General features: G+C 66.0%; 20 protein-coding genes and 2 riboswitches. Of the genes, 6 read left to right on the forward strand and 14 right to left on the reverse strand.

The genetic code is table 11. From position 1 onward, the window contains the following. Positions 1 to 18: 18 nt before the first annotated feature. Positions 19 to 1,026 (reverse strand): DMT family transporter, encoded by a 1,008-nt coding sequence (locus tag QFZ70_RS11685; RefSeq protein WP_307095743.1) that lies wholly within the window; start codon positions 1,024 to 1,026, stop codon positions 19 to 21. Between the two features lie 32 nt (positions 1,027 to 1,058). Between QFZ70_RS11685 and QFZ70_RS11690 the strand changes: the two genes are divergently transcribed. Next, positions 1,059 to 1,292 (forward strand): RNA-binding S4 domain-containing protein, encoded by a 234-nt coding sequence (locus QFZ70_RS11690; RefSeq protein WP_307095745.1) that lies wholly within the window; start codon positions 1,059 to 1,061, stop codon positions 1,290 to 1,292. Between the two features lie 30 nt (positions 1,293 to 1,322). Here QFZ70_RS11690 and QFZ70_RS11695 read toward each other — a convergent pair whose 3' ends face one another. After that, positions 1,323 to 1,973 carry an alpha/beta hydrolase gene (locus tag QFZ70_RS11695; protein ID WP_307095748.1) on the reverse strand — a complete coding sequence of 217 codons (651 nt, stop codon included), beginning with the start codon at positions 1,971 to 1,973 and terminating at the stop codon, positions 1,323 to 1,325. 77 nt (positions 1,974 to 2,050) lie between these two features. Here QFZ70_RS11695 and QFZ70_RS11700 point away from each other — a divergent pair, with 77 nt between their 5' ends. Further along, positions 2,051 to 2,920 carry an SGNH/GDSL hydrolase family protein gene (locus QFZ70_RS11700; protein ID WP_307095750.1) on the forward strand — a complete coding sequence of 290 codons (870 nt, stop codon included), beginning with the start codon at positions 2,051 to 2,053 and terminating at the stop codon, positions 2,918 to 2,920. A gap of 313 nt (positions 2,921 to 3,233) precedes the next feature. Further along, positions 3,234 to 3,770: a hypothetical protein gene (locus tag QFZ70_RS11705; RefSeq protein WP_307095751.1), complete on the forward strand. Its 537-nt coding sequence runs from the start codon at positions 3,234 to 3,236 to the stop codon at positions 3,768 to 3,770. 33 nt (positions 3,771 to 3,803) lie between these two features. Here QFZ70_RS11705 and QFZ70_RS11710 read toward each other — a convergent pair whose 3' ends face one another. Next, the gene (locus QFZ70_RS11710; protein ID WP_307095753.1) at positions 3,804 to 5,288 is read right to left on the reverse strand and encodes a CoA-acylating methylmalonate-semialdehyde dehydrogenase; all 1,485 of its coding nucleotides are present in this window, start codon (positions 5,286 to 5,288) and stop codon (positions 3,804 to 3,806) included. 13 nt (positions 5,289 to 5,301) lie between these two features. Next, the gene (mmsB, locus tag QFZ70_RS11715; protein WP_307095754.1) at positions 5,302 to 6,204 is read right to left on the reverse strand and encodes a 3-hydroxyisobutyrate dehydrogenase; all 903 of its coding nucleotides are present in this window, start codon (positions 6,202 to 6,204) and stop codon (positions 5,302 to 5,304) included. A 114-nt stretch (positions 6,205 to 6,318) separates the two neighbouring features. Between mmsB and QFZ70_RS11720 the strand changes: the two genes are divergently transcribed. Further along, the gene (locus QFZ70_RS11720; RefSeq protein WP_307095755.1) at positions 6,319 to 7,242 is read left to right on the forward strand and encodes a LysR family transcriptional regulator; all 924 of its coding nucleotides are present in this window, start codon (positions 6,319 to 6,321) and stop codon (positions 7,240 to 7,242) included. 75 nt (positions 7,243 to 7,317) lie between these two features. On the opposite strand, the gene QFZ70_RS11725 is transcribed toward QFZ70_RS11720, so the two are convergent. From QFZ70_RS11725 to QFZ70_RS11740, 4 genes are all read right to left on the reverse strand, one after another. Continuing rightward, positions 7,318 to 8,436 carry an alcohol dehydrogenase catalytic domain-containing protein gene (locus QFZ70_RS11725; RefSeq protein WP_307095757.1) on the reverse strand — a complete coding sequence of 373 codons (1,119 nt, stop codon included), beginning with the start codon at positions 8,434 to 8,436 and terminating at the stop codon, positions 7,318 to 7,320. Positions 8,437 to 8,536: 100 nt separating this feature from the next. Further along, positions 8,537 to 9,919, reverse strand: coding sequence for an MFS transporter (locus QFZ70_RS11730; RefSeq protein WP_307095759.1), 1,383 nt, complete (start codon positions 9,917 to 9,919; stop codon positions 8,537 to 8,539). A gap of 180 nt (positions 9,920 to 10,099) precedes the next feature. Beyond that, positions 10,100 to 11,215, reverse strand: coding sequence for a homoserine O-acetyltransferase (locus QFZ70_RS11735; RefSeq protein ID WP_307095761.1), 1,116 nt, complete (start codon positions 11,213 to 11,215; stop codon positions 10,100 to 10,102). A 12-nt stretch (positions 11,216 to 11,227) separates the two neighbouring features. Next, a riboswitch (SAM riboswitch) is annotated at positions 11,228 to 11,343 on the reverse strand. Positions 11,344 to 11,438: 95 nt separating this feature from the next. Further along, the gene (locus QFZ70_RS11740) at positions 11,439 to 12,764 is read right to left on the reverse strand and encodes a bifunctional o-acetylhomoserine/o-acetylserine sulfhydrylase (protein WP_307095763.1); all 1,326 of its coding nucleotides are present in this window, start codon (positions 12,762 to 12,764) and stop codon (positions 11,439 to 11,441) included. 43 nt (positions 12,765 to 12,807) lie between these two features. Then, a riboswitch (SAM riboswitch) is annotated at positions 12,808 to 12,923 on the reverse strand. Positions 12,924 to 13,088: 165 nt separating this feature from the next. On the opposite strand from QFZ70_RS11740, the gene QFZ70_RS11745 reads away from it, so the two are divergent. Next, the gene (locus QFZ70_RS11745; protein WP_307095765.1) at positions 13,089 to 13,727 is read left to right on the forward strand and encodes a VOC family protein; all 639 of its coding nucleotides are present in this window, start codon (positions 13,089 to 13,091) and stop codon (positions 13,725 to 13,727) included. Between the two features lie 248 nt (positions 13,728 to 13,975). Here QFZ70_RS11745 and QFZ70_RS11750 read toward each other — a convergent pair whose 3' ends face one another. The 6 genes from QFZ70_RS11750 to tdh form a co-directional block, all read right to left on the reverse strand. Then, complete coding sequence (locus QFZ70_RS11750; protein ID WP_307095767.1) at positions 13,976 to 14,755, reverse strand: CPBP family intramembrane glutamic endopeptidase; 780 nt, start codon at positions 14,753 to 14,755, stop codon at positions 13,976 to 13,978. A 74-nt stretch (positions 14,756 to 14,829) separates the two neighbouring features. Then, on the reverse strand, positions 14,830 to 15,618 hold the full coding sequence (locus QFZ70_RS11755) for a DeoR/GlpR family DNA-binding transcription regulator (RefSeq protein ID WP_307095769.1): 789 nt from the start codon (positions 15,616 to 15,618) through the stop codon (positions 14,830 to 14,832). Between the two features lie 98 nt (positions 15,619 to 15,716). Further along, positions 15,717 to 16,928, reverse strand: coding sequence for an imidazolonepropionase (gene hutI / locus QFZ70_RS11760; protein WP_307095770.1), 1,212 nt, complete (start codon positions 16,926 to 16,928; stop codon positions 15,717 to 15,719). Positions 16,929 to 16,939: 11 nt separating this feature from the next. After that, entirely contained in the window at positions 16,940 to 18,064 is a 1,125-nt protein-coding gene (locus QFZ70_RS11765) for an FAD-binding oxidoreductase (RefSeq protein WP_307095771.1), read from the reverse strand. Between the two features lie 41 nt (positions 18,065 to 18,105). Beyond that, positions 18,106 to 19,302: a glycine C-acetyltransferase gene (locus tag QFZ70_RS11770; protein ID WP_307095773.1), complete on the reverse strand. Its 1,197-nt coding sequence runs from the start codon at positions 19,300 to 19,302 to the stop codon at positions 18,106 to 18,108. Positions 19,303 to 19,310: 8 nt separating this feature from the next. Further along, positions 19,311 to 20,357 (reverse strand): L-threonine 3-dehydrogenase, encoded by a 1,047-nt coding sequence (tdh, locus tag QFZ70_RS11775; RefSeq protein WP_307095774.1) that lies wholly within the window; start codon positions 20,355 to 20,357, stop codon positions 19,311 to 19,313. A 131-nt stretch (positions 20,358 to 20,488) separates the two neighbouring features. On the opposite strand from tdh, the gene QFZ70_RS11780 reads away from it, so the two are divergent. Continuing rightward, positions 20,489 to 21,400, forward strand: a complete 912-nt coding sequence (locus QFZ70_RS11780) for a LysR family transcriptional regulator (protein ID WP_307095777.1) — start codon at positions 20,489 to 20,491, stop codon at positions 21,398 to 21,400. Positions 21,401 to 21,521: the final 121 nt, after the last annotated feature.

Genomic DNA, 21,521 nt, shown 5'->3' on the forward strand with positions numbered 1-21,521 from the left:
AAAGCTGCGTGTCCTAGCCTACCGGTGCCCGCTGCGGAGCGCGCCCCGCGGCCAGGGCAGGGTTGCCAGGATGATTGCGGCCAGCGTGAGGATGGTGCCGAGCACTGTGGCCGGTGCAACCACGGTTCCGGGCGCGGGCAGGATCACGTCGAGCGCAAGCGAGCCCAGCAGCTGGCCGGCGATCATGCCCAGGCCCGTCACCAGTACGCCCAGGCTGCGGACCAGCAGGGCGCCCAGGCCGATGAAGACACACCCCATTGGCCCGCCGACGTAGTACCACCACTCCCCCGGCAGCGGATTGCCTGGCCCGGCCAGGGCCACCTTGATGGCGTAAGCCGTCCAGAGGACCACCGAACCGGCCACGAAATTGACCAGGGTGGCGGCGATCGGCGTCCCGTAATGGACTGTCGCTGTTCCGTTCATGGCCTGCTGGAAGCTCATCAGGAACCCGGCGAGGACGGGGAGAAGGAGGGGAAGCAGCAGGGCCCCTGCGCTGCCAAGTCCAGCGCCGCCGTCGGACGTTCCTCCGGCGGTTCCGGTAAACCGGGGCGAAACTGCCCAAGCCACGGCGGCAATGGTCAGCAGGCAGCCGATGACCCGGATCGCGGTGACGGGCTTACGGCCTGCCGGCCCGATGCCCAACCGGTCCACCAGTAGACCGCTGACGGTCTGGCCGGTGACCGTGGCTACGGTGAAGAGGGCCACGCCCAGGATGCCCACCGTGAAGGACTGGGCAAAAACGAACAGCGCGCCGATGCCGCCGGCGAGGACGTAGACGCGGGGAAACGCCCTGTTGCGGACGGCGGGCAGGATCCCGGCCAGCCCGGCCCGGCCGCGCGGCAGGAGCAGCGAGATCAGGATCATCACCACAAGGCCTGTGCTGAAACTCACCACGGATGCAGCGATGCCGTCGTTTAACCGGGCACCCAAGGCACCGTTGATGCGGCCCTGCAGGGGAATGGCCAGGCCTGCGCCCACCGCCAATGGAAGGCCTGCAAGCAGCGGCAGGCGGGAGGTGGAGGTCACTGAATCCACCTTACGTCAGGCATTATTGCTTCATGAGCAACCCCGTTGAAGACGTCCCCATCCGTGACAGCATGATCCGCCTCGGCCAGCTGCTGAAGCTCGCCAACCTGGTGGAGGACGGCGTGGAGGCGGCGGAACTCATTAAGAACGGGCTCGTCAAGGTTAACGGCGAGATCGATGACCGGCGCGGCCGCCAGCTGCACAACGGGGACACTGTCACGGTCAACGGGCAGACCGTCCGGGTGGTGGCACCGAAGGCGGACTGATCCCCCACGCGGGCCCCCGCCGTCGTCCGCCTACTTCTTGAGCACCTCGTGCGTGAGGAATTCGCCCACGTGGCCGATCTCCTGCTGGTTAATCCCGTGCCACATGCCTGTGTAGAGCACCTTGGTGAGCTTGACGTGCCGGCGGACCCAGCCCATGGTGTAGTCGATCTTGTCCGGGGTGATCACCGGATCCTGCTGGTCCCGGCCCCAGAACATGGGAACAGTGCCGTCCAGTTCGGAGTCCTTGAAGCTGGGATCGTCGCCCGCGTCCACCACAAAACCTGAGAGTCCGACGACGGCCGCAAAGTCAGTGGGCCGCTGCCGCAGGAGCGTGGTGGCCATGGCCATTCCCATGGAGAAGCCGAGCAGGGACACCGAGGGGTGCCCCACCTTGATGGCATCGATCCAGTCCAGCACAAAGGACGAAGCCGCCTTGACCCGGTCCAGTGAGTAGTCGATGGATGCCGTGAGCGGGAACCAGGTGAAGCCCGGGCCCATAGCGATAGGCGCCCGGACGGAGGCGACGGCGAAGTCCCCCGGCAGCAGGTCGGCCAGACTGAGCAGGTCCTGTTCGTTGGCGCCGTAGCCGTGCAGGAGCACCAGCAGCGGCTTGCCGTCGCGCTGGTCCTCCGGATGGGACCACAAAACAACAGGGGCAGGAAATACTTCGGCTTCGGTCATGGTTTCCATTCTTACAGTTACCTATAGGTAACAACCTACGTTGGCGTAGCCAGCGAAGCGGAAGGCAGGATAGGACCGTGACTGACACGAGTGCCATTCGGACCCCCACTGCCCACGCCGGATCCCACCCCTGGACCCGCTACGTGGCAATGGGCGATTCCTTTACCGAGGGCATCGGCGATCCCGAGCCCTCAAGCCCCGGCGGCTACCGCGGCTGGGCAGACCGGGTGGCGGAGGAACTGGGCCGGACGCAGCCCGACTTCGCCTATGCCAACCTTGCCGTCCGTGGCCGGCTGCTGCAGCAGATTGTGGACCGGCAGCTCGCGCCCTGCCTGGCGCTGAAGCCGGACCTTGTCACCCTCTCGGCCGGCGGCAATGACCTGCTGCGCCCGGGCGGCGACCCCGACGTCCTGGCGGAGAAACTCGAATCGGTGGTGCAGATCCTGGCCATGGGCGGCGCCACCGTGGTCCTCTTCAACGGCCCGGACACCGGCTCGTCGGTGCTGGGCAGGATCCGCAGCAAGGTGGCCATCTATAACGAGAACCTGCGTACCGTGGCTGCCCGGCACGACGCCGTGATAGCCGACATGTGGTCCCTGCGCCAGCTCAGCGATCCGCAGATGTGGGACCAGGACCGGCTGCATTTCTCCCCGCTGGGCCACCACACCATCGCAGCCATGGTGCTGGACTCGCTGAATGTGGACCATACGCTGGAGCCGCTGCAGCCTAAACCTGTGCCTTCGCGCACCTGGCGGGAGGCGCGCTCTGGCGACCTCGTGTGGGCACGCGAGTACTTCGTGCCCTGGGTGCTGCGCCGGCTGCGCCACCAGTCCTCCGGCGACGGGATTACCGCGAAGCGTCCGACGCCGGGTCCCGTCTTTGGTCCGGGCGTCCCGTTGGGATCCGGCGAGGGTCCGCTGGGGACCACCGAGGCGGTCCGGCGCTAGCGCTGCAGGCTTTTGCGTGCGCTGAAGCAGAAGTATGCGCTTTTTGACGAGCGCGTTCCGGCTGGCCCGGAGACCGCGCCCACCCGGCTGGAAGCACTCGCTCACCTGACCTTCCGCTACTTAACAGGCCCGCGGCCCCGCACCGGTCAAGGACTGCGCCGACTGGTAGGGGTCCCCATCAGGTGAGTCTCCGGGTTCCCGCTGGCCGCAGTGCAGGACGCCGCGGAGCGGTCCGGCGCCTTCACGGGACTCCCGGCCGTTCGGGTGCAGTCCGGGGTTAAGCTGGAAGGACACACATGAGAGGCACGGCACCGTGAGCAACTTGTTTTTCTGGATCATCATTTTGTCATTCCTGATCCCGATGGCCATGCGGATGTACCGGAAGTCTGTCGCCCGAAGGAACCACGAGCAAACCTTTTCCGGGCGCTACCCCGAGCAGTTCCCCGGCAGCGGCCAATTCCCCGGAGCAGGGCAGTTCCCGGGATCAGCCGGCCCGCAGAACAAGCAGCCGCGGGACGGCTTCACCCAGCAGGACTACTTCAGCGGCGGATTCCGCGAGCTTGACCGGCCGCAGCCCCTGCCGCCCCAGCAGCCGCTGCCGCCCATCCAGCCGGTCCCGCCCATGGACCAGCAGTTCCCGCCGTACGGGCAGCCGCAGCATGGGCAGCATCAGCAGGGCTACCGTGAAGAAGCCCCGCAGCAGCCTGCGGCACCTGCGACTCCCCCGCCGCCGTCGGCCCCGCAGGGCTACCGCGCCCGCAAACTTGCCGAACTGGACGAGAAGTACAGCAACGGCGAACTGTCCGTCGAGGAGTACATGACCCGGCGCGGCGAGATCATGAACGGCTAGCCTGCGTCAGTCCATCTCGTCCATCCTCCGGCGTCAGTCCACCTGCGGAAAGCCCAGGTCGATGACAGACGTGGCCGGGTCCGGCCACCGCGTGGTGACCACTTTGCCCCTGGTGTAGAACCGGATGCTGTCCGGCCCGTACATGTGCGTGTCACCGAACAGGGAGTTCTTCCACCCACCGAAGGAGAAGGTGCCCACCGGCACCGGGATGGGCACGTTGACCCCCACCATGCCCGCCTCGACGTCGAACTCGAACTGGCGGGCAGCGCCGCCGTCGCGGGTGAAGATGGCAACCCCGTTGCCGAACTCGTTGTCGTTGACCAGGCGCACTGCATCGCTGTAGGTATCCACGCGCACCACGGAGAGGACGGGGCCGAAGATCTCGTCGTCGTACACCTTCATGCCCGGCTTGACGTGGTCCACCAGGCTGACTCCGATGAAGAACCCCTTTGAATCGAACTGCTGCGAACGGCCGTCAACCACCACCGTGGCACCTTCGTTCCCGGCGCCGGCCACATAAGAGGCCACCCTGTCGCGGTGTTCGGCGGTGATCAGCGGGCCCATTTGCGACGCCGGGTCCGTGCCCGGGCCGATGGTCAGGGTAGCCATCCGGCTCTGGATGGCCGCCACAAGATCGTCCGCGATGTTGCCAACGGCGACGAGCACACTGACCGCCATGCACCGCTCGCCTGCCGAACCGTAGGCAGCCGAAACGGCGGCGTCTGCTGCCATGTCAAGGTCCGCATCCGGGAGGACCACCATGTGGTTTTTGGCCCCGCCCAGGGCCTGGACGCGCTTACCGTGGTCCGCTGCGCGCTTGTAGATCGACTGCGCGATGGGCGTTGAGCCAACGAAACTGACGGCTTTGACGTCCTGGTGTTCGAGCAGGACGTCCACCGCTTCCTTGTCGCCCTGGACCACGTTCAGCACACCGGCCGGCAGTCCCGCTTCGGCAAAGACTTCCGCGATGAACACAGCGGAGGACGGATCCTTCTCACTGGGTTTCAGGAGCACAGTGTTGCCACAGGCCAGCGCACTGCCGATCATCCACAGCGGCACCATGGCCGGAAAGTTGAACGGGGTGATGCAGGCCACCACGCCCACAGGCTGCCGGACGGAATGGACATCCACGCCGCTGGAAACCTGTTCGGAGCGTTCCCCCTTGAGCATGTGGGAAAGACCTGTGGCGAACTCGATGTTCTCGAGCCCGCGGGAAATCTCCCCTTCGGCGTCGGAAAGTACCTTGCCGTGCTCGCTGGTGAGGATGGCGGCCAATTCGGACTTGCGCTGGGTCAGGATTTCGCGGACGCGGAAGAAGATGTTGGTGCGCTTGGCCAGGCTTGTTGCCCGCCATGCCGGCAGGGCCGCCTTGGCGGCGGCAATGGCTTCCTCCACCCGGGCCGCCGAAGCCAGCGCCACCTGCTTTTCCTGCTCGCCGGTAGCCGGGTTGAAGACGGGGCCGAAGCGTTCAGCGTCGGTGACGCGGTTGCCGTTGATGTAGTGCGGGATGGTGTGCATGGAGGTCTCTCTTCTACTTTGCTGAATCCAGTGAGCCGTCAACGAGCTTGATGATCATGGAGCAGTCCTTGCCGGACTCGCCCGCATCGATGAGGCGCTGGTACAGCTGCTGGACGTGCTTGCCGATTTCGAGCGGCGTGCCGGTGTCCTCTGCGGCGCTGATGGCCAGGCCGATGTCCTTGTTCGCCAGCTCGGCAGTGAAGGTGGGCGCGAAGTCGTTGTTGGATGCTGCGGTGGGGACAACGCCTGGAACCGGGTACCAGGTGCGCAGTGCCCAGCTGTCCCCGGAGGAGACGGAAGCAATATCCCAGAAGACCTTCTTGTCGAGGCCCAGCCGGTCTGCCAGCACTGCGCCCTCGGCGGTGGAGGCCAGGTTGATCAGGAGCATCAGGTTGTTGCAGATTTTGGCTGCTTGGCCCGTGGTGGCTCCGCCGGTGGGAATGATATTCGCAGCCATCGGTTCGATGTAGCCGGTGGCGTCGGCCACGGCGCCCGCTTCACCGCCGACCATAAAGGTGAGCGTTCCTGCTGAGGCGCCGCTCATGCCGCCCGAGACAGGGGCGTCCACAAAGCGGAAGCCGGCGGCAGCAGCGGCGTCGTGCAGTTCCTTGGCCGCGGCGATGTCGATCGTGGAGGAATCGACCAGGAGGGTTCGCGTCTCTGCATGGGCCAGCACTCCGTCCCCGCCGAGGTACACGGCCTTTGCGTGCTCGCCTTTCGGAAGCATGGTGAACACAACGTCGGCGCCCGCCACCGCCTCAGCGATGCTCGCCACCGGTTTCACCCCTCCGGCCTCCGCTGCGGCGAGGGCCGCCGGGTTGAGATCGAATCCCCGTACGTCGTGGCCCGCCTTTGCCAGGTTCCCGGACATGGAACCGCCCATGTTCCCCAAACCGATCCAACCGACTACTGCCATGGCCCAAGCTCCTTTGCTGTGTCTCCGGCCGAGGGCGGCCGGAAGGTCTGTGTCCACCATCACACCCTGCTACAGTGCAATCAAGGGGAAAAATCACAGACAGTATGTGCACTGATGCACACAGATGAAAGGCACCGGGTGGCACGGCTTCCGAGTCCGGACGACTTGCTGATTTTGCTGACGGTGGCGCGGCTGGGGCGTTTCAATGCCGTGGCCGAAACGCTTGGCACCACGCACACCACCATTTCCCGCCGGATCCTCGCCCTCGACAAGCAGTTGGGTGGCCGCACCCTCGAGCGCAGCCCGCACGGCTGGGAACTGACGGAGCTCGGGGCCTCGGCCGTCGCCGCGGCGGAAAGGATCGAGGAAACGCTCGGGTCCCTGGCTGCCGTCACGAGCCAGGACCGGGACGCCCTGGCCGGCATGGTGCGGATCAGCACCTCCGACGGTTTCGGCGCCGAATTCGTGACGCCGGCGCTGGTCCGCCTCCAGCAGCGGCACCCCAAGCTGAATGTGGAGATGCTGAGCGCCACACGCAAGGTCAGCCAGAACCGGTCCGGCGTGGACCTGGAGGTGGTGGTGGGCCGCACGGACGTGAGCAACGCCCAGACCATCTTCCTGACCAACTACTTCCTCCGGCTCTACGCAAGCCCCGCCTACGCCGCCCGGCGGGGCTTGCCGGAAACGCCCGACGGCGTGGGGCAGCACGGCTTCGTCTCTTACGTCGAGTCGGCCCTCCAGGTTGCCGAACTGGGCCACCGGTCCTCGCAGCTGCCCATGCCGAAGTCCAGCTTCCAGGCGACGAGCATCTTTGCCCAGGTGGAGGCGGTGCGCCGCGGCGCCGGCATCGGGCTGCTTCCGAACTTTATGGTGGCCCGGAACCCGGAGTTCATTCCGGTGCTCCCCGACGCCTTCCAGCGTCAGTTGCCCATCTGGGCGGTGGCCCGGCCGGAATCGCTGCGGTCCGCCCGGGTGCAGGCCGTGATCGCTGCCCTGCAGGAAGAGGTGGCCGAACGCCAGGACCTGCTGGCAGCCTAGGGCCAGGCATCCGGATGATGCCTGGCCGCGGCGTTTCAGGCTCGGAGTGCCGTTCCAGGAATTCGAAAAGGTGTTTTAGGCCTGGAAGAGCCGCCTCACCACTTGCCCGGCGGCGAGCGCATCAAGGCCTTCGTTGATCTCCTCCAGCGGCCGGGTGTCGGTATGCAGCAGCTCAACGGGAAGCCGGCCCTCGCGCCAGTACCCCAGGTACAAAGGGATGTCCCGGCCCGGAACGGCGTCGCCCATATACGAGCCGAGCAGCCGCTTTCCCGCGCCGGCGAACTGAAGCGCGGGCACTGTCAGTTCTGCGGTGGGGTGCGGCAGCCCTACCGAGACCACGGCGCCGCCTCGGGTCACGTGCTCAAGGCATGAGGCGATGACCCTTGCTGATCCCACAGCTTCGATGGCCGTATCCACGCCGTCGCCGGCAGCCTCCTGGATCAGGCGGGAGGCCTCCTCCGGGGTGCCCACGGCGGTTGCCCCGCATTCTTGGGCGAGCCCGTGCTTGCCCGCATTGGGATCGATGGCGATCACGGAGGAGGCACCGGCGAGCGCCGCAGCCATCACGGCCGAAAGCCCCACGGCACCCAGTCCGAAAACGGCTACGGACTGGCCGGGCTGGACGGCAGCAGTGTTGAGGACAGCTCCCATCCCGGTGAGCACAGCGCAACCGAACATTGCCGCAACAGTGTCCGGGACGTCGTCGTCGATGACCACCACCGACTCCCGGGCCACCACGGCGTAATCGGCGAACGCCGAAACACCCAGATGGTGGTTGATCCGCTCCCCAGCAGGCGTCCGCAGCAAGGCCTCGCCGTGCAGCAGGTCCCCGGACCCGTTGACTTCCGCCGCACGGTGGCAGAGAGCGGGACGGCCGGCCCGGCACGCCCGGCAGGCACCGCAGCTGGGGACGAAGACGAGGACCACATGGTCCCCGACTGAGACATCCGTGACGCCGTCACCCACCGCGGCAACCCGTCCTACCGCCTCATGCCCCAGCGCCATGGGAAGGGGCCTGACGCGGGAGCCGTCCACCACCGACAGGTCAGAGTGGCACAGGCTCGAGTAGGTGATGGTGATTCCCAACTCACCGGCGCGGGGTTCCGGCCGGTCAAGATTTTCGACCTGAAGCGGATGCGTTTCGGTGTAGCTGCTTCCGGACGGGACCGTGGAGTAGAGGACCGCTGCTTTCATGGAAATCCTGACTTCGTCGAAGGTGCTGGCGCCCAACTGCCCGGGCCTGCGTGGTCGCGGGTCCGGGCAGTCGGTGTGCTGTGTGTGTGCTGAACGGTGATTATTTCTTGCCGGCCGCGAGCAGGTCCGCGGTGCCCTTGGCATCGGCCGCGTCCACCTCGTGGAGGGAGATGCCCCGGGTTTCCTTAAGGAAGAACACGGAGATTGCGGTCACGATGCAGGCTCCGAGGAGGTACAGCGCCACGGGGGTGGAGGACTTGAAGTTGCTCAGGAGTGCGGTGGCGATGATCGGGGCCAGCGAACCGGCGACGATGGAGGTCACCTGGTAGCCCAGGGAAACGCCCGAGTAGCGCATCCGGGTGGGGAACATCTCGGCCATGATGGACGGCTGCCCGGCGTACATCAGGGCGTGGAACAGCAGGCCGATGGTGATGGCGGCCAGGATGATGAGGTCGTTGGCGGTGTCCATCATCGGGAAGGCGAAGAAGCCCCAGGTTCCGCCGAGGATGGCGCCCACCATGTAGACCGGCCGGCGGCCGAAGGCGTCGGACATCTTGCCGACCAGCGGGACAGCGCAGAAGTGGATGAAGTGCGCCACCAGCAGCAGGAGGAGGATGCGGGAGGTATCTGTCTGGACGACGACCTTCAGGTAGGTGATGGAGAACGTCACCACGAGGTAGTACAGGATGTTCTCGGCAAAGCGCAGGCCCATGGCGGTGAACACGCCGCGGGGGTAGCGGCGGAAGACTTCGGCGACGCCGTAGCCCTTCTTCTCAACGGTGACTTCCTTGCGGGCCTCGATGAAGATCGGGGCGTCCTGGACCTTGGTGCGGATGTAGTAGCCGACGATCACGATCACGGCGGACAGCCAGAAGGCAACGCGCCAGCCCCAGCCGAGGAATGCTTCCTGGGAGAGCGTGGAGGACAGGGTAAACAGCACGCCGGTGGCCAGGAGGTTACCCATGGGAACGGCGGACTGCGGCCAGCTGGACCAGAACCCGCGGGACTTGTTCGGGCTGTGCTCGGCAACAAGCAGCACGGCGCCGCCCCATTCACCGCCGACGGCGAAGCCCTGGACGAAGCGCAGGAACACCAGGAGGGCCGGAGCCCAGTAGCCGATCTGCGCGAAGGTGGGCAGGCACCCCATGAGGAAGGTGGAGACGCCCACCAGGACGATGCTCAGCTGCAGCAACTGCTTGCGGCCGAACTTGTCACCGAAGTGGCCGAAGACGATGCCGCCGATCGGCCGGGCCACGAAGCCTACGGCATAGGTGACGAAGGCGGCGATGATGCCATCCAGTTCGGTCCCTGAATTGGGGAAGAACATTTTGCCGAACACCAGGGTGGCGGCGGAGGCATAGAGGAAAAACTCATACCACTCAACGACGGTGCCGGCCATGGAGGCCGTGACGACTTTCCTCAGGCCTGAGGCCTTGACGTCGGTTTCCTCTGGCCGCCGGGCGGCCGAGCTTTCCGTACTCATGTGTGAACTCCTTCGGCGTCGTCATCGACACCACTGGGACAGGCTATGGCGGGTGCGTGTGGTTTTGGTCACGAACTGCCGGGTCCCAACGAGTATGGTCTGCCGGAAGGCGTAGCTCAACGCCGAATGATGCAGAGCGCATCTGCATTAATGCACATTCTCTGGCGTTTAGGCCTGGACTTATACCGAAAGGTGCTCCCGCAGCTGGTTCCCCAGCTGGCCGATCTCGGTCAGGAAGCCATCGTGCCCGATGGGCGCCTCGATCAGGTGGACGTCCACCTCGCCGGGAAGCGCCCGCGCCAGCTCCCGTGACTGGGACGGAAAGTAGAGCCGGTCCGAGTCCACGGCGGCCACAAAGAAGCGCGCACTGGCACAGGACAGGGTCTGGGCGAGCGACCCCCGTCCCCGGCAAATGTCGTGGCTCATCAGCGCCTCGGTGATCGCGATGTAGCTGTTCGCATCGAACCGCTGGACCAGCTTGGTGCCCTGGTGGTCCAGGTAGCTCTCCACCTGGTACCGCCCGCGGGCAGCCAGCTGTTGCCCCTGGAGCGGCGATTCGGGGGCCTGCGGCTCACGGCCGAAGCGTCCGTCCAGTTCCCGCGGGGAGCGGTACGTGATGTGGGCGATGCGCCGGGCCAGGGCGAGGCCCTGCTCGGGGGCGGGTCCGTTGTAATAGTCACCGCCGTTGAAGTTGGCGTCCTGCCGGATGGCGAGTGTCTGCGCCTGGGCGAAAGCGATCTGCTCGGCGGTACTCGCGGCGCCCACGGAGATCACTGCGCAGCGCTGCACACGTTCCGGAAACGTGACCGCCCATTCGAGCGCACGGGCGCCGCCCATGGAACCGCCCAGCACGGCAAACCAGCTCCCGATCCCGAGCTGGTCGGCCAGCCGGGCCTCGGCCAGGGTGCTGTCCCGCAGGGTGACCAATGGAAAACGTGAACCCCAAGGCTTTCCGTCCGGCGCGGACGACGACGGCCCGGTGGACCCGTAGCAGCCGCCCACGATATTGATCGACACCACGAAAAAACGGTTTGTATCTACCGGCGCACCAGGCCCCGCGAGCTGTTCCCACCAGCCGGGCTCCTCGGTGTCGCCCCGGGTCACGTGGGTGCTGCCTGTCAACGCGTGTTCGATCAGAACGGCGTTGCTGCCGTCCGCGTTCAGGGTGCCCCAGGTTTCATAGGCCAGAGTGACGTCCGGAAGGTATCCGCCGGCTTCCAACTCCAGTCCCCCGATGGAGGCATAACGGACAATCCCATGTTCAGGGACAGTTGTACGGGTGACGGTAACCGTCATGGCAAGACCTCTTCTACGCGCTTGCCCGCCGTCGAATGACCGGCAGGCCAGGTCTTCACCCGGGGCACCCCGCCGCGGAAGGAGGGTTGCCGGCCAGCAAGCCGGGGCTGTCACTGGCACTCATGACCTGGTTCGAGTGTACGAAACAGCCCCTGCCTGCCGCCAAGAGTGTGACTGGTTGTGACTTCCCCGGCTTGTGCCGCGTTGGGTGCCCTGGGTATCTCTAGGCGCCGGTTGCGTCCTTGGCCGCCCGGAAACCGGCTTCGAGATCTGCCAGGATGTCATCGATATGCTCGATCCCCACCGAAAGCCGCACCAGGCCCGGGGTCACGCCGGCCACCACCTGCTGCTCCGGCGAGAGCTGGCTGTGAGTGGTCGACGCCGGATGGATCACCAGCGAACGGACGTCACCGATGTTTGCCACGTGGGAGTGCAGTTCCAGGGCGTCCACGAAGCGCTTGCCTGCCTCCGCGCCCCCGGCGAGGTTGAACGAGACGATGGCGCCGGTCCCCTTGGGGCCGTACTTCCGGCCCCGCTCGTACCAGGGGCTGGAGGGCAGCCCGGCATAGGCGACCGATTCGACGTCGTCACGCGACTCCAGCCACTGAGCCACGTCCAGGGCGTTGGCCACATGCCGCTCCACCCGAAGGCTCAGCGTCTCCAGACCCTGGGCGATCAGGAAGGCGTTGAAGGGCGACACTGCCGAGCCAAGGTCTCGCAGCAGCTGCACCCGGGCCTTCAGGATGTACGAGAGATTGGCGCCCAGGGCGCCTTCGGCACCGAGGTCCCGGGCGTAGACGAGTCCGTTGTAGGTGGGGTCCGGGGTGTTGAAGCCGGGAAACTTTGCGGGGTCCTTGCCGAAGTCAAACTTTCCGGAATCCACGATCACGCCGGCGATGGCTGAACCATGGCCGCCCAAGTACTTGGTGGCCGAGTGCACCACGATGTCCGCGCCCCATTCCAGCGGCCGGATCAGGTACGGGGTGGACAGGGTGTTGTCCACGATCAGGGGCACGCCGGCCTCGTGCGCGACGTGGGACACCCCTTCGATATCCAGGACGTCCTGCCGCGGGTTGGATACCACCTCGCCGAAGAAGAGCTTGGTATTGGGCTGCACTGCTGCGCGCCACTGTTCCAGGTTGTCCGGGTCCGCCACGAAGGTGACTGATATGCCGAACTTCTTCAGGGTGTGGGCGAAGAGGTTGTAGGTGCCGCCGTAGAGGCTGGGGCTGGCCACGATGTGGTCCCCCGCCTCGGCGATGTTCAGGACGGCGAAAGTCTCAGCAGCCTGTCCGGAGCTGAGCAGCAGCGCCCCCAGTCCGCCTTCAAGGCTGGCAATCCGCTGCTCCACGGCCTCCTGGGTGGGGTTCCCGATCCTGGTGTAAATGGGGGCCAGTTCGGCCAGGGCAAAGCGGTTGGCGGCGCTTTCAGCAGTGGGGAACACGAAGGACGTGGTCTGGTAAATGGGAAGTGCACGGGCGCCCGTGGCGCCATCCGGCTCCTGGCCGGCGTGGATCTGGCGGGTTTCGAAAGACCATCCGTTGGACAACTAAGGCTCCTTTGACATGGGCCCGGCATGCTGGAAGCACCGCGGGCCGCGCTTGCCATCCGGCCGGTGCCGGACAGCCAGGTCCTCACCCGGGGCACCCCACCGCGGATGGAGGGTTGCCGGCCAGCGAGCCGGGGCTTGTCACTGGCGCTCATGACCTGAGCTCAGTGTAGGAACATGCGTTGATTGCCGGACAGGATTGTGACGAACATAGTCAGGAAGATTTCCTCGGCCCGGCGGGGGCTTAATGACGGTACACAAGACGAAATCCCAGTAAGGCTACCCTTAGCTGAGAGCCCGATCACAAAGTGCCAAGATGTTGCCATGCGCATGGATCACGTCTCTTACGCCTGTGAACACGATGGCCTGGCTGCCACCACCGAACGTATTTCCTCTGCCCTCGGCGTTGAGGCAGTGAAGGGCGGGGTACACCCGCGGTTCGGAACCCGGAATATGATCATCCCGCTAGCGGGACACAAGTACCTCGAAGTGGTGGAGGTCCTGGACCACCCCGCTTCGGACAAGGCTCCCTTCGGGCAGGCAGTGCGTGCACGGTCTGCAGCCGGCGGCGGCTGGATGGGCTGGTGCGTCGAGGTTGACGACCTGGCCCCCTTCGAAGAACGGCTCGGGCGGTCCTCGGTCAACGGCAACCGCAAGTTTCCTGACGGCCGCGAACTGGTCTGGAAGCAAATCGGCATCCTCGGTTTGATCGCCGACCCGCAGGTTCCCTACATGCTCAAGTGGGAGGGCGACCCGTCCCTGCACCCGTCCAACGCGTACGACAGCAACGTCAAGATGAGCTGCCTGACTATCGCCGGTTCCGCTGCCCGCGTTACTGAATGGCTGGGTGAGCCGGTGGAGAAGCCGCTCGAAGACGTAGCCGTGGAGTGGGTGGCACCGCACGGGACCCCCGGAATCCTTTCGGTGACGTTCGAGACCTCCAACGGAGCTGTGACGATCTAATCCTCTCCCTGGGCCCGGGCAGCTTTGCCCGGGCCTCGGCATGGGTAGGTGCTGCAGACTGCCCTCCTAAGCTTCGGCCGCCATCAGCAGGTGACAACGGCGTCACCCGCTGATGGCGGCCGAATCCATTTCTTGTGAAGCACCAGTTGCACACCAGCCCCCGCTGGAATGCCAGACCCCCTTGTCATGATGGGTTTATGGGCCGCCGTGACGTACGCGGACACTGCCTGGCGTTGTCTTGCCGTCTCCTAGCCCAGTCCTACGGCCTTGCCAAAGAGGCTGAACCCAACGAATGCCACGATATCCAGCAGGGCGTGAGCGATCACCAGGGGCATTACCCGGCGCGTCCGGGTATACAGCCAGGCGAAGACGACACCCATCACCACATTGCCGATGAAGGGCCCGAAGCCCTGGTAGAGGTGGTAGCTGCCGCGCAGCAGGGAACTCACCATGATGGACAGCGGCACGCTCCAGCCGAACTTTGCGAACCGGTCCAGCAGGTATCCCACCACGATGACTTCTTCGACCACGGCATGGCGCATGGCGGACAGGACCAGCACCGGCACGGTCCACCAATAGGCGTCCAGCGCACTGGGAATAATCGCCGTGGTGATTCCCAGCGCCCTCCCTGCGGCATACAGGCCGAGGGACGGGATGCCGATCAGCGCAGCCAGCCCCAGCCCCTGGAACAGGTCCCGGCCCGGGCGCTCAAAGTTGAATCCGAGCTTCCGGAACGCCGAACCCGCGTTGCTGCCGTCGCCGGATACAGACTGCCTGTTGTCGGTAAGGAAGTAGATCACCAGCAGCACGGGCACCAGCGCGAAGATGATGTCCAGCAATTGGTAGGTCAGGTCGAAGTACTCGCGGGTGCTTTGGGAGCGGTTAAGTGTTGAGGTGCCTTCCGCCAGCGGTGCCCGGGTCATCTTGTCGAGGAGCTGCACCACCGAGTAGACGGCAGACTGGCCCAGGGAGAGACCTAAGACGATCCAGACTTCGATCCGCAGACGACGGCGGGAGGGAACCAGCATGTACCCATCTTGCCTGCAGTTTCTGGAACCGGCCTGATTGGCCTGCCGAAGTACCGGGGCGCCGCTAATGGTGTTCAGCCGGCAGCCACAATCACTTCCGTGCCGTTAGCCTCAAAGGCAGCCTTGTCCCGGGCCGAAATGCCCGAATCCGTAATCAGGCGGGTGAAGTTGTAGCCGTCCATGGTGGCGAAGGCGCGCACCCCTACCTTGGAGGAGTCAGCCAGCACATAGGAGACGCGCGCCCTGCTGGCGAGCAGTGCGTTCACCGAGGCTTCCCCCTCCCCCGTGTTGGTTGGCCCGACCTCCGGGTCGATGCCGTTGACGCCGATGAAGGCGATGTCCAGCACCACCTTCTGCATGATGATGTCCGTGTAGGGCCCTACGAGTTCGTAGGACCGCGGATTCAGGATGCCGCCGGTAACCATGACTTTGATGTTCGGCCGCACTGCCAATTGCCCGGCGATGTTGATTGCATTGGTTACCACCGTGAGAGTGGACTGGTTGGAAGGCGCGTTGAGGTCCTCGCGGGTGGCCAGGATCTGTGCCAGCGCGGTACTGGTGGTGCCGCCGCAGAGGCCGATCACCGCCCCGGGGGCAATCAGCGCAGAAGCCGCCAGGGCAATCTGCTCCTTGGCCTCGGCGTGGTCGTCCCGGTTGTACCGGCCCGGCAGGTCGTACGCGAGCGCACCGGTGGTGGCGCCGCCCCGGGTCCTGGTCAGCAGCCGGCGCTTGGCCAGGCTGTCCAGGTCGCGCCGGGCGGTGGCCGGGGAGACGTGGAGGGTGCTGACGATCTCTTCGACCTCGACCTGGCCGGTTTTGGCGAGGATGTCGAGGATGGCCGTCAGTCTGTCGGTGCGGGTCATGCGAGGGCCTCCAGCTACTTCCGCCACCAGCTTCGATGACGCTTTTTGATCATAACAGAGAGCTAATGATCATCTAACGTCAGTTATGCTGGCGCCCCTTATCTGGCCCGCTTCCCCGCTCGCCATACAGCGTACGTCAGGGGCATTCCCGGCCGGTACGCAAGGTGACTAGCGGACGGTGCGTTGAGCAGGTGGAGGTCCGCACGGTGTCCGACGGCGATGGAACCCACCGCACGAACGCCGTCGGCGTCTTTTCCGGAGTCCTTGCGCAACGCAAGGGCGCCGCCGTAGGTCGCTGCCCGGACGGCTTCATGGACGCTCAGGCCCATCTGCAGCACCGCCGTGGTCACGCAAAATGCCATGGAGCTGGTGTAGGACGTGCCCGGATTGCAGTTGGAAGCGAGTGAAACCTGAACCGCGGCGTCAAGCAGCGCCCGTGCGGGCGCGAGCGGCTGGCGGGTCGAGAGGTCACAGGCAGGAAGGCACGTCGCCACGGTGCCACGCCGCCCGGTTCCGGTGGCAGCATCCCAGCCTGTCCAGGTTCCGGCGAGTGCGTCCACGTCCTTGTCCGCGAGGTAGTTCACGTGGTCCACGCTCGCGGCTTCAAGTTCCACTGCGAGCTGTACTCCCGGGCCTTCGCCGAGCTGGTTTCCGTGGACACGAAGCCCCAGGCCCGCGTCGCGGCATGCCAACAGCACCCGGCGGGACTGCTCGGCGGTGAAGGCGCCTTCCTCACAAAACACATCGGCCCATTGCACGTAGGGCCGGACGGCAGCCAGCATCGGGCCGCGGACGAGGTCCGTGTAGTCATCCGGGTCCTGCCCCGCGGGCACCAGATGCGCTCCGAGGTAGGTGACCTGGTCGGCGACAGTCGAGGCGATGCGTGCGCTCCGGGTCTCGTGTTCAACGTCCAGGCCGTAGCCCGTTTTCGTCTCGATGTAGGTGGTTCCCTGCGAAACCGCTTCGTCAACGCGGGACAGGGCCAGGCGGGTGAGGTCGTAGTCGGATGTTGCGCGGGTGGCGTTCATTGTGACCGCGATGCCCCCTGCAGAGTAGGACTCCCCGGCCATCCGTGCCTCGAACTCCGCCGTTCTGTCGCCGGCGAAGAGCAGGTGCGTATGGGAGTCCACCCAGCCGGGGAGCATGGCGCGGCCACCCGCGTCGACGGCGTCATCCGCTGCAGGAGCATCGGCCGCTGCGCCGATCCACGAGATCCGCTCCCCCTCGATCACCACCGCGGCGTCCCTCAGTACACGGTGCTCCAGGTCCTGCGTCATCAGCTCGGCGATATTGGTGATCAGCGTACTCATACACCCATTCTTCAGCGCCGTACTGACCAGCGGGTTGCCGCCAGCGCCTGTGCTGTCCGGGATGCCGGACTGTCATCGGCGGCGTGGGCCGTCCTGTTGACGGATTGGTGACCGGCGAGGATTTGCCCGGCCGCCAGATCCGCCATCGCGGAGGACGTCTGGAAGCCATAGCCGCCCTGGCCGGCGAGCCAATAGAAGCCGGGGGCTTCGGCGTCGAATCCGGCCACCGGAACGCCGTCGGCCGCTTCTGTCCGTAACCCCGTCCAGGCCCGACGGACGTCGGTGATGCCCAGCGTGGTCACCTGGTTCAGCCGGGCCACCAGTCGTTCCACGTCCCCGGGCCGGGGCTTGGCGTCCTCGGGCCCGCTGGGCACTGTCTCGGACGGCGAGATGAGTACCTCGTCGCCGTCGCGGCGGAAGTAGAACGTGTTGTCCGCCGCGGCCACCATGGGGCTGTGCTCCGGCAAAGGGCGTTCGACGGCGGCAATCGCCGCGGTGCGCCGGTACGGCTGCAGCCCGAGCTTCTCCACGCCGCTGATGACGGCGAGTTCGTCCGCCCAGGCACCGGCGGCGTTGACCAGGACGCCCGCCCCGAATGCCTCCATGCCGGCGCCCACCTGCCAGCCGGAGCCGACACGCTGCGCGGAATGGACCCGCGCGCCCGTCATGATGTCCACCCCGGCGGCCAGCGCGCGTTGCCGGTGGTCCGCCAGCAGCAGGGGCGCGTTGCAGCCAAAGGAGCCGGTATCCAGGCCGGCGGCCATGAACGAGTCCGGGACCAGTGCCGGGCAGAGTTCCAGCGCCTCGGCGTGGGTGATGGGCTGCATGGAGCCGCTGGCTTCCGCGGCCACCGCCTCCTGACTGCCGATCAGCATAAAGCTCCGCGGTGTGAGCACCGGTCCGGGCAGCTCAGCATCGCGGGCTGCGATCAGCTCGAGGGTCCGGACGGTGAGTTCCTGGACCACGGGCGGGCCGAAGCTGGGGATGAGCTGGCGGGCGGAGCGGGAGGACGTGTGGTACGCCAGCTCCTGCTCCGCCTCCACCAGTGCCACGCTGCAGTTGCCGGCCAGGGCCGAGGCCAGGGAAAGCCCGGCGATGCCGCCGCCAACAATCAGGACATCGTAATGTGCTGCCATGGCACCATCCTTGCAGAGTCAGGCGCGGACTGTGGCTGCCCTCACGCTGCCACCTCGGCGCGGCTGGCGACGAAGGCACGAACGCACGTTTCGACGTCGTCCGCTGAGTGTGCAGCCGAAAGCTGCACCCGGATCCTGGCTGCGCCCCGCGGAACCACGGGGAAGCTGAAGGCGGTAACGAAGACGCCGTGCTGCAGCATCCGGTCCGCAACCTTGGCGGCGAGCACGGCGTCGCCGAACATCACCGGAACAATGGCATGCTCACCTGGCAGGAGGTCAAAGCCTTCCTCGGTCATCCGGCGGCGGAACAGTGCGGCGTTGTCGAAGAGTGCGCGGCGCAGGTCCGCCGAGGTTTCCACCAGGTCCAGGGCCTTGATGGTGGCGGCCACGATGGCCGGTGCCAGCGAGTTCGAGAAAAGGTAGGGCCGGGCCTTCTGCCGGAGCATGGCCACCACTTCCGCGCGGCCGGAGACGTACCCTCCGGATGCCCCGCCCAGTGCCTTGCCGAAGGTGCCGGTGTAGATGTCCACCCGGTGCGACACCCCGGCGTGCTCCGGCGTGCCGGCCCCGGTTGCTCCCATGAAACCGACAGCGTGCGAGTCGTCCACCATGACCAGGGCGTCGTGCTTTTCGGCGAGATCGCAGATGGCCTCCAGCGGCGCCAGGTACCCGTCCATGGAGAAGACGCCGTCCGTGACGATAACCTTGCGGCGGGCACCCTTCGCCTCTACCAGCTTCGCTTCCAGGTCCGCCATGTCCTGGTTGGCGTACCGGTAACGCTGCGCTTTGCACAGGCGGATGCCGTCGATGATGGAGGCATGGTTCAGGGCGTCCGAGATGATGGCGTCATCCGGTCCGAAGAGGGATTCGAAGACACCGCCGTTGGCGTCAAAGCAGCTGGAGAACAGGATGGTGTCCTCGGTCCCCAGGAACCGGGAGACGCGGGCTTCGAGTTCCAGGTGCAGGTCCTGGGTGCCGCAGATGAACCGCACGCTGGCCATGCCGAAGCCGCGTTCGTCCATGGCTGCCTTGGCGGCATTGATGATGTCCGGGTGGTCCGCCAGGCCCAGGTAGTTGTTGGCGCAGAAGTTCAGCACGTTGGCGCCCTGCTGTCCGATGATGCCTGCAGTGATGTGGCTTGACTGGGGCGAGTTGATGCTGCGTTCGGTCTTGAAGAGTCCCGCAGTGCGGATGTCCTCCAGCTCGGTGCCCAGCTGGTCCTTGATCGAGGTGTACATGGTGTTCCTTAGAGTTGGGTCCAGTCGAGGACAACTTTTCCGCCTGCGCCGCTGCGGGCAAGGTCGAAGCCCTTCTCCCACTGGGTGGCAGGGAGCGTATCAGTAACGACGGCGGAGACGCCCGCATGCAGCGCGGGGTTGGACGAGAGCATGGCGCTCATGGCGTACCAGGTCTCGTACATTTCGCGGCCGTAGATGCCTTTGAGCGTGAGCATGTGGGTCACCACCTTGCCCCAGTCGATGGTGATGTCCTGGCTGGGCAGGCCCAGCATGGCGATCCGGCCGCCGTGATTCATGTTGTCAATCATCTCCGGCAGGGCGGTGGGGTGGCCGGACATTTCCATCCCGATGTCAAAACCTTCGCGCATGCCCAGTTCGCGCTGGGCGTCGCGGACGCGGGTGGTTGAGACGTCGATGGCAAGGTCTGCACCGAGCTGCCGGGCAAGGTCCAGGCGGGGCTTCGAGACGTCAGTGATGGCGATCTTGCGTGCGCCGGCATGGCGTGCCACGGCGATGGCCATCAGCCCGATGGGGCCGGCACCGGTAATCAGGACATCCTCGCCTACCAGCGGGAAGCTCAGGGCGGTGTGGACTGCATTGCCGAAGGGGTCGAAGATGGCGCCGAGCTCAGGAGTGACGGAAGGGTCATGATGGACCCACACGTTGGTTTCCGGGATGACCACGTACTCCGCGAACGCACCGTCCCGCTGCACGCCCACGCTGACCGTGTGGATGCACATCTGCCGGCGGCCGGCGCGGCAATTCCGGCAGATCCCGCAGACCACGTGGCCCTCACCGGAGACCCGGTCACCGACTTTGACGTCGCGAACGTCCTCACCAATTTCCACCACTTCACCGTAGAACTCATGCCCGGGAATGAGGGGGGCTTCGATAATCCCCTGCGCCCACGAGTCCCAGGACTGGATGTGCAGGTCCGTACCGCAGATCCCGGTGGTCATAACCCGGATCTTCACGTCGGCAGGGCCCGCCACCGGTTCGGGGCGGTCCACCAGTTCGAAGCCGGCCTGTGGGCCCGGCTTATACAAAGCCTTCATCGGCTTCCTCACTCCTCGTATTGCGTCGTCGGCAGCTGCTGCCCTCCTCATTACAGCGAGGAAGAAGATTTAGCACAACCGTTATTTTCTCAATCAACGATGTAGTGATAGCTAATGGTTAAGCTGGAGAAGTGGAGATACACCAGCTTGAAATTCTGCGTGAACTCGGGGCGCTTGGCAGCGTCAAGGCGGTGGCCGACACGCTGATGGTCACCCCTTCGGCCGTGTCCCAGCAGTTGGCACTCCTGCAGCGGACGGTGGAGGTGCCGCTGACGCGCAAGGAGGGCCGGAACCTGGTGCTCACCGAGGCAGGCCAGGTGCTGGCCGACGCCGGGGCCGCCGTCGTCAGTGCCATGGCGGACGCCAGGGGTGCCATCGGGAGCTACCACGGCACCCCGGCCGGCAGGGTCACCCTGTCCGGCTTCCACAGCGTGGGGCAGGCGGTGTTTGCTCCGCTCGCGAGGATCCTGGATGCGCCGGGACAGCCGCGTATCGAGCTTTCCGATGAGGACGTGGCCCAGCAGGACTTCCCCGCCCTTACCGCCCGCTATGACCTGGTGCTGGCCCACCGCATGGACCACAGCCCCCGGTGGCCTGCGGAGCGCGTTACGGTGATTCCCCTCGCCCACGAACCCCTCGACGTGGCGCTGCCCGCCGGCCACCCCCTGGCAGGGAAGCCGGCCGTGACAGCGGACGACGTCGGCGGGGAGGCCTGGGTGACCAGCCACACCGGCTACTCCCCCGCGGATGTGTTGTCCGCCGTCGCCGCCGTGTCCAGCCGCGAGCTCAACATCGTGCACCGGATCAACGACTATTCCACGGTTGCGGCGCTGGTTGCCGCGGGCGGAGTGGTGGGGCTGCTGCCGCGGTACACCGCCGGGCCGGTACTCAACCCGGACATTGTGCTGCGGCCCCTGGAAGGGATCAGCACGCGGCGCCGGATCGACCTGCTGGCACGGCCCGAGAACCTGAAGCGCCGTTCCGTCACGATCGTCTCCGAGGCTCTCCAGGGCATCATGGCCGGCCTGGTGGAACGCGGCTGACCCCACCTGCGTAGCGCCAAGGGTCGTTGCGGACGTCCAACACGACTGCCGCTCCGGGCTTAAGGCCCTTGCCGGCGTCGGGCACTGCGGAAGAGCCGCCCGCAGCTGCCGCCGGCACCTA

Origin of the sequence: Arthrobacter sp. V1I9 (genome assembly GCF_030817075.1) — a bacterium.
Lineage (GTDB): Bacteria > Actinomycetota > Actinomycetes > Actinomycetales > Micrococcaceae > Arthrobacter.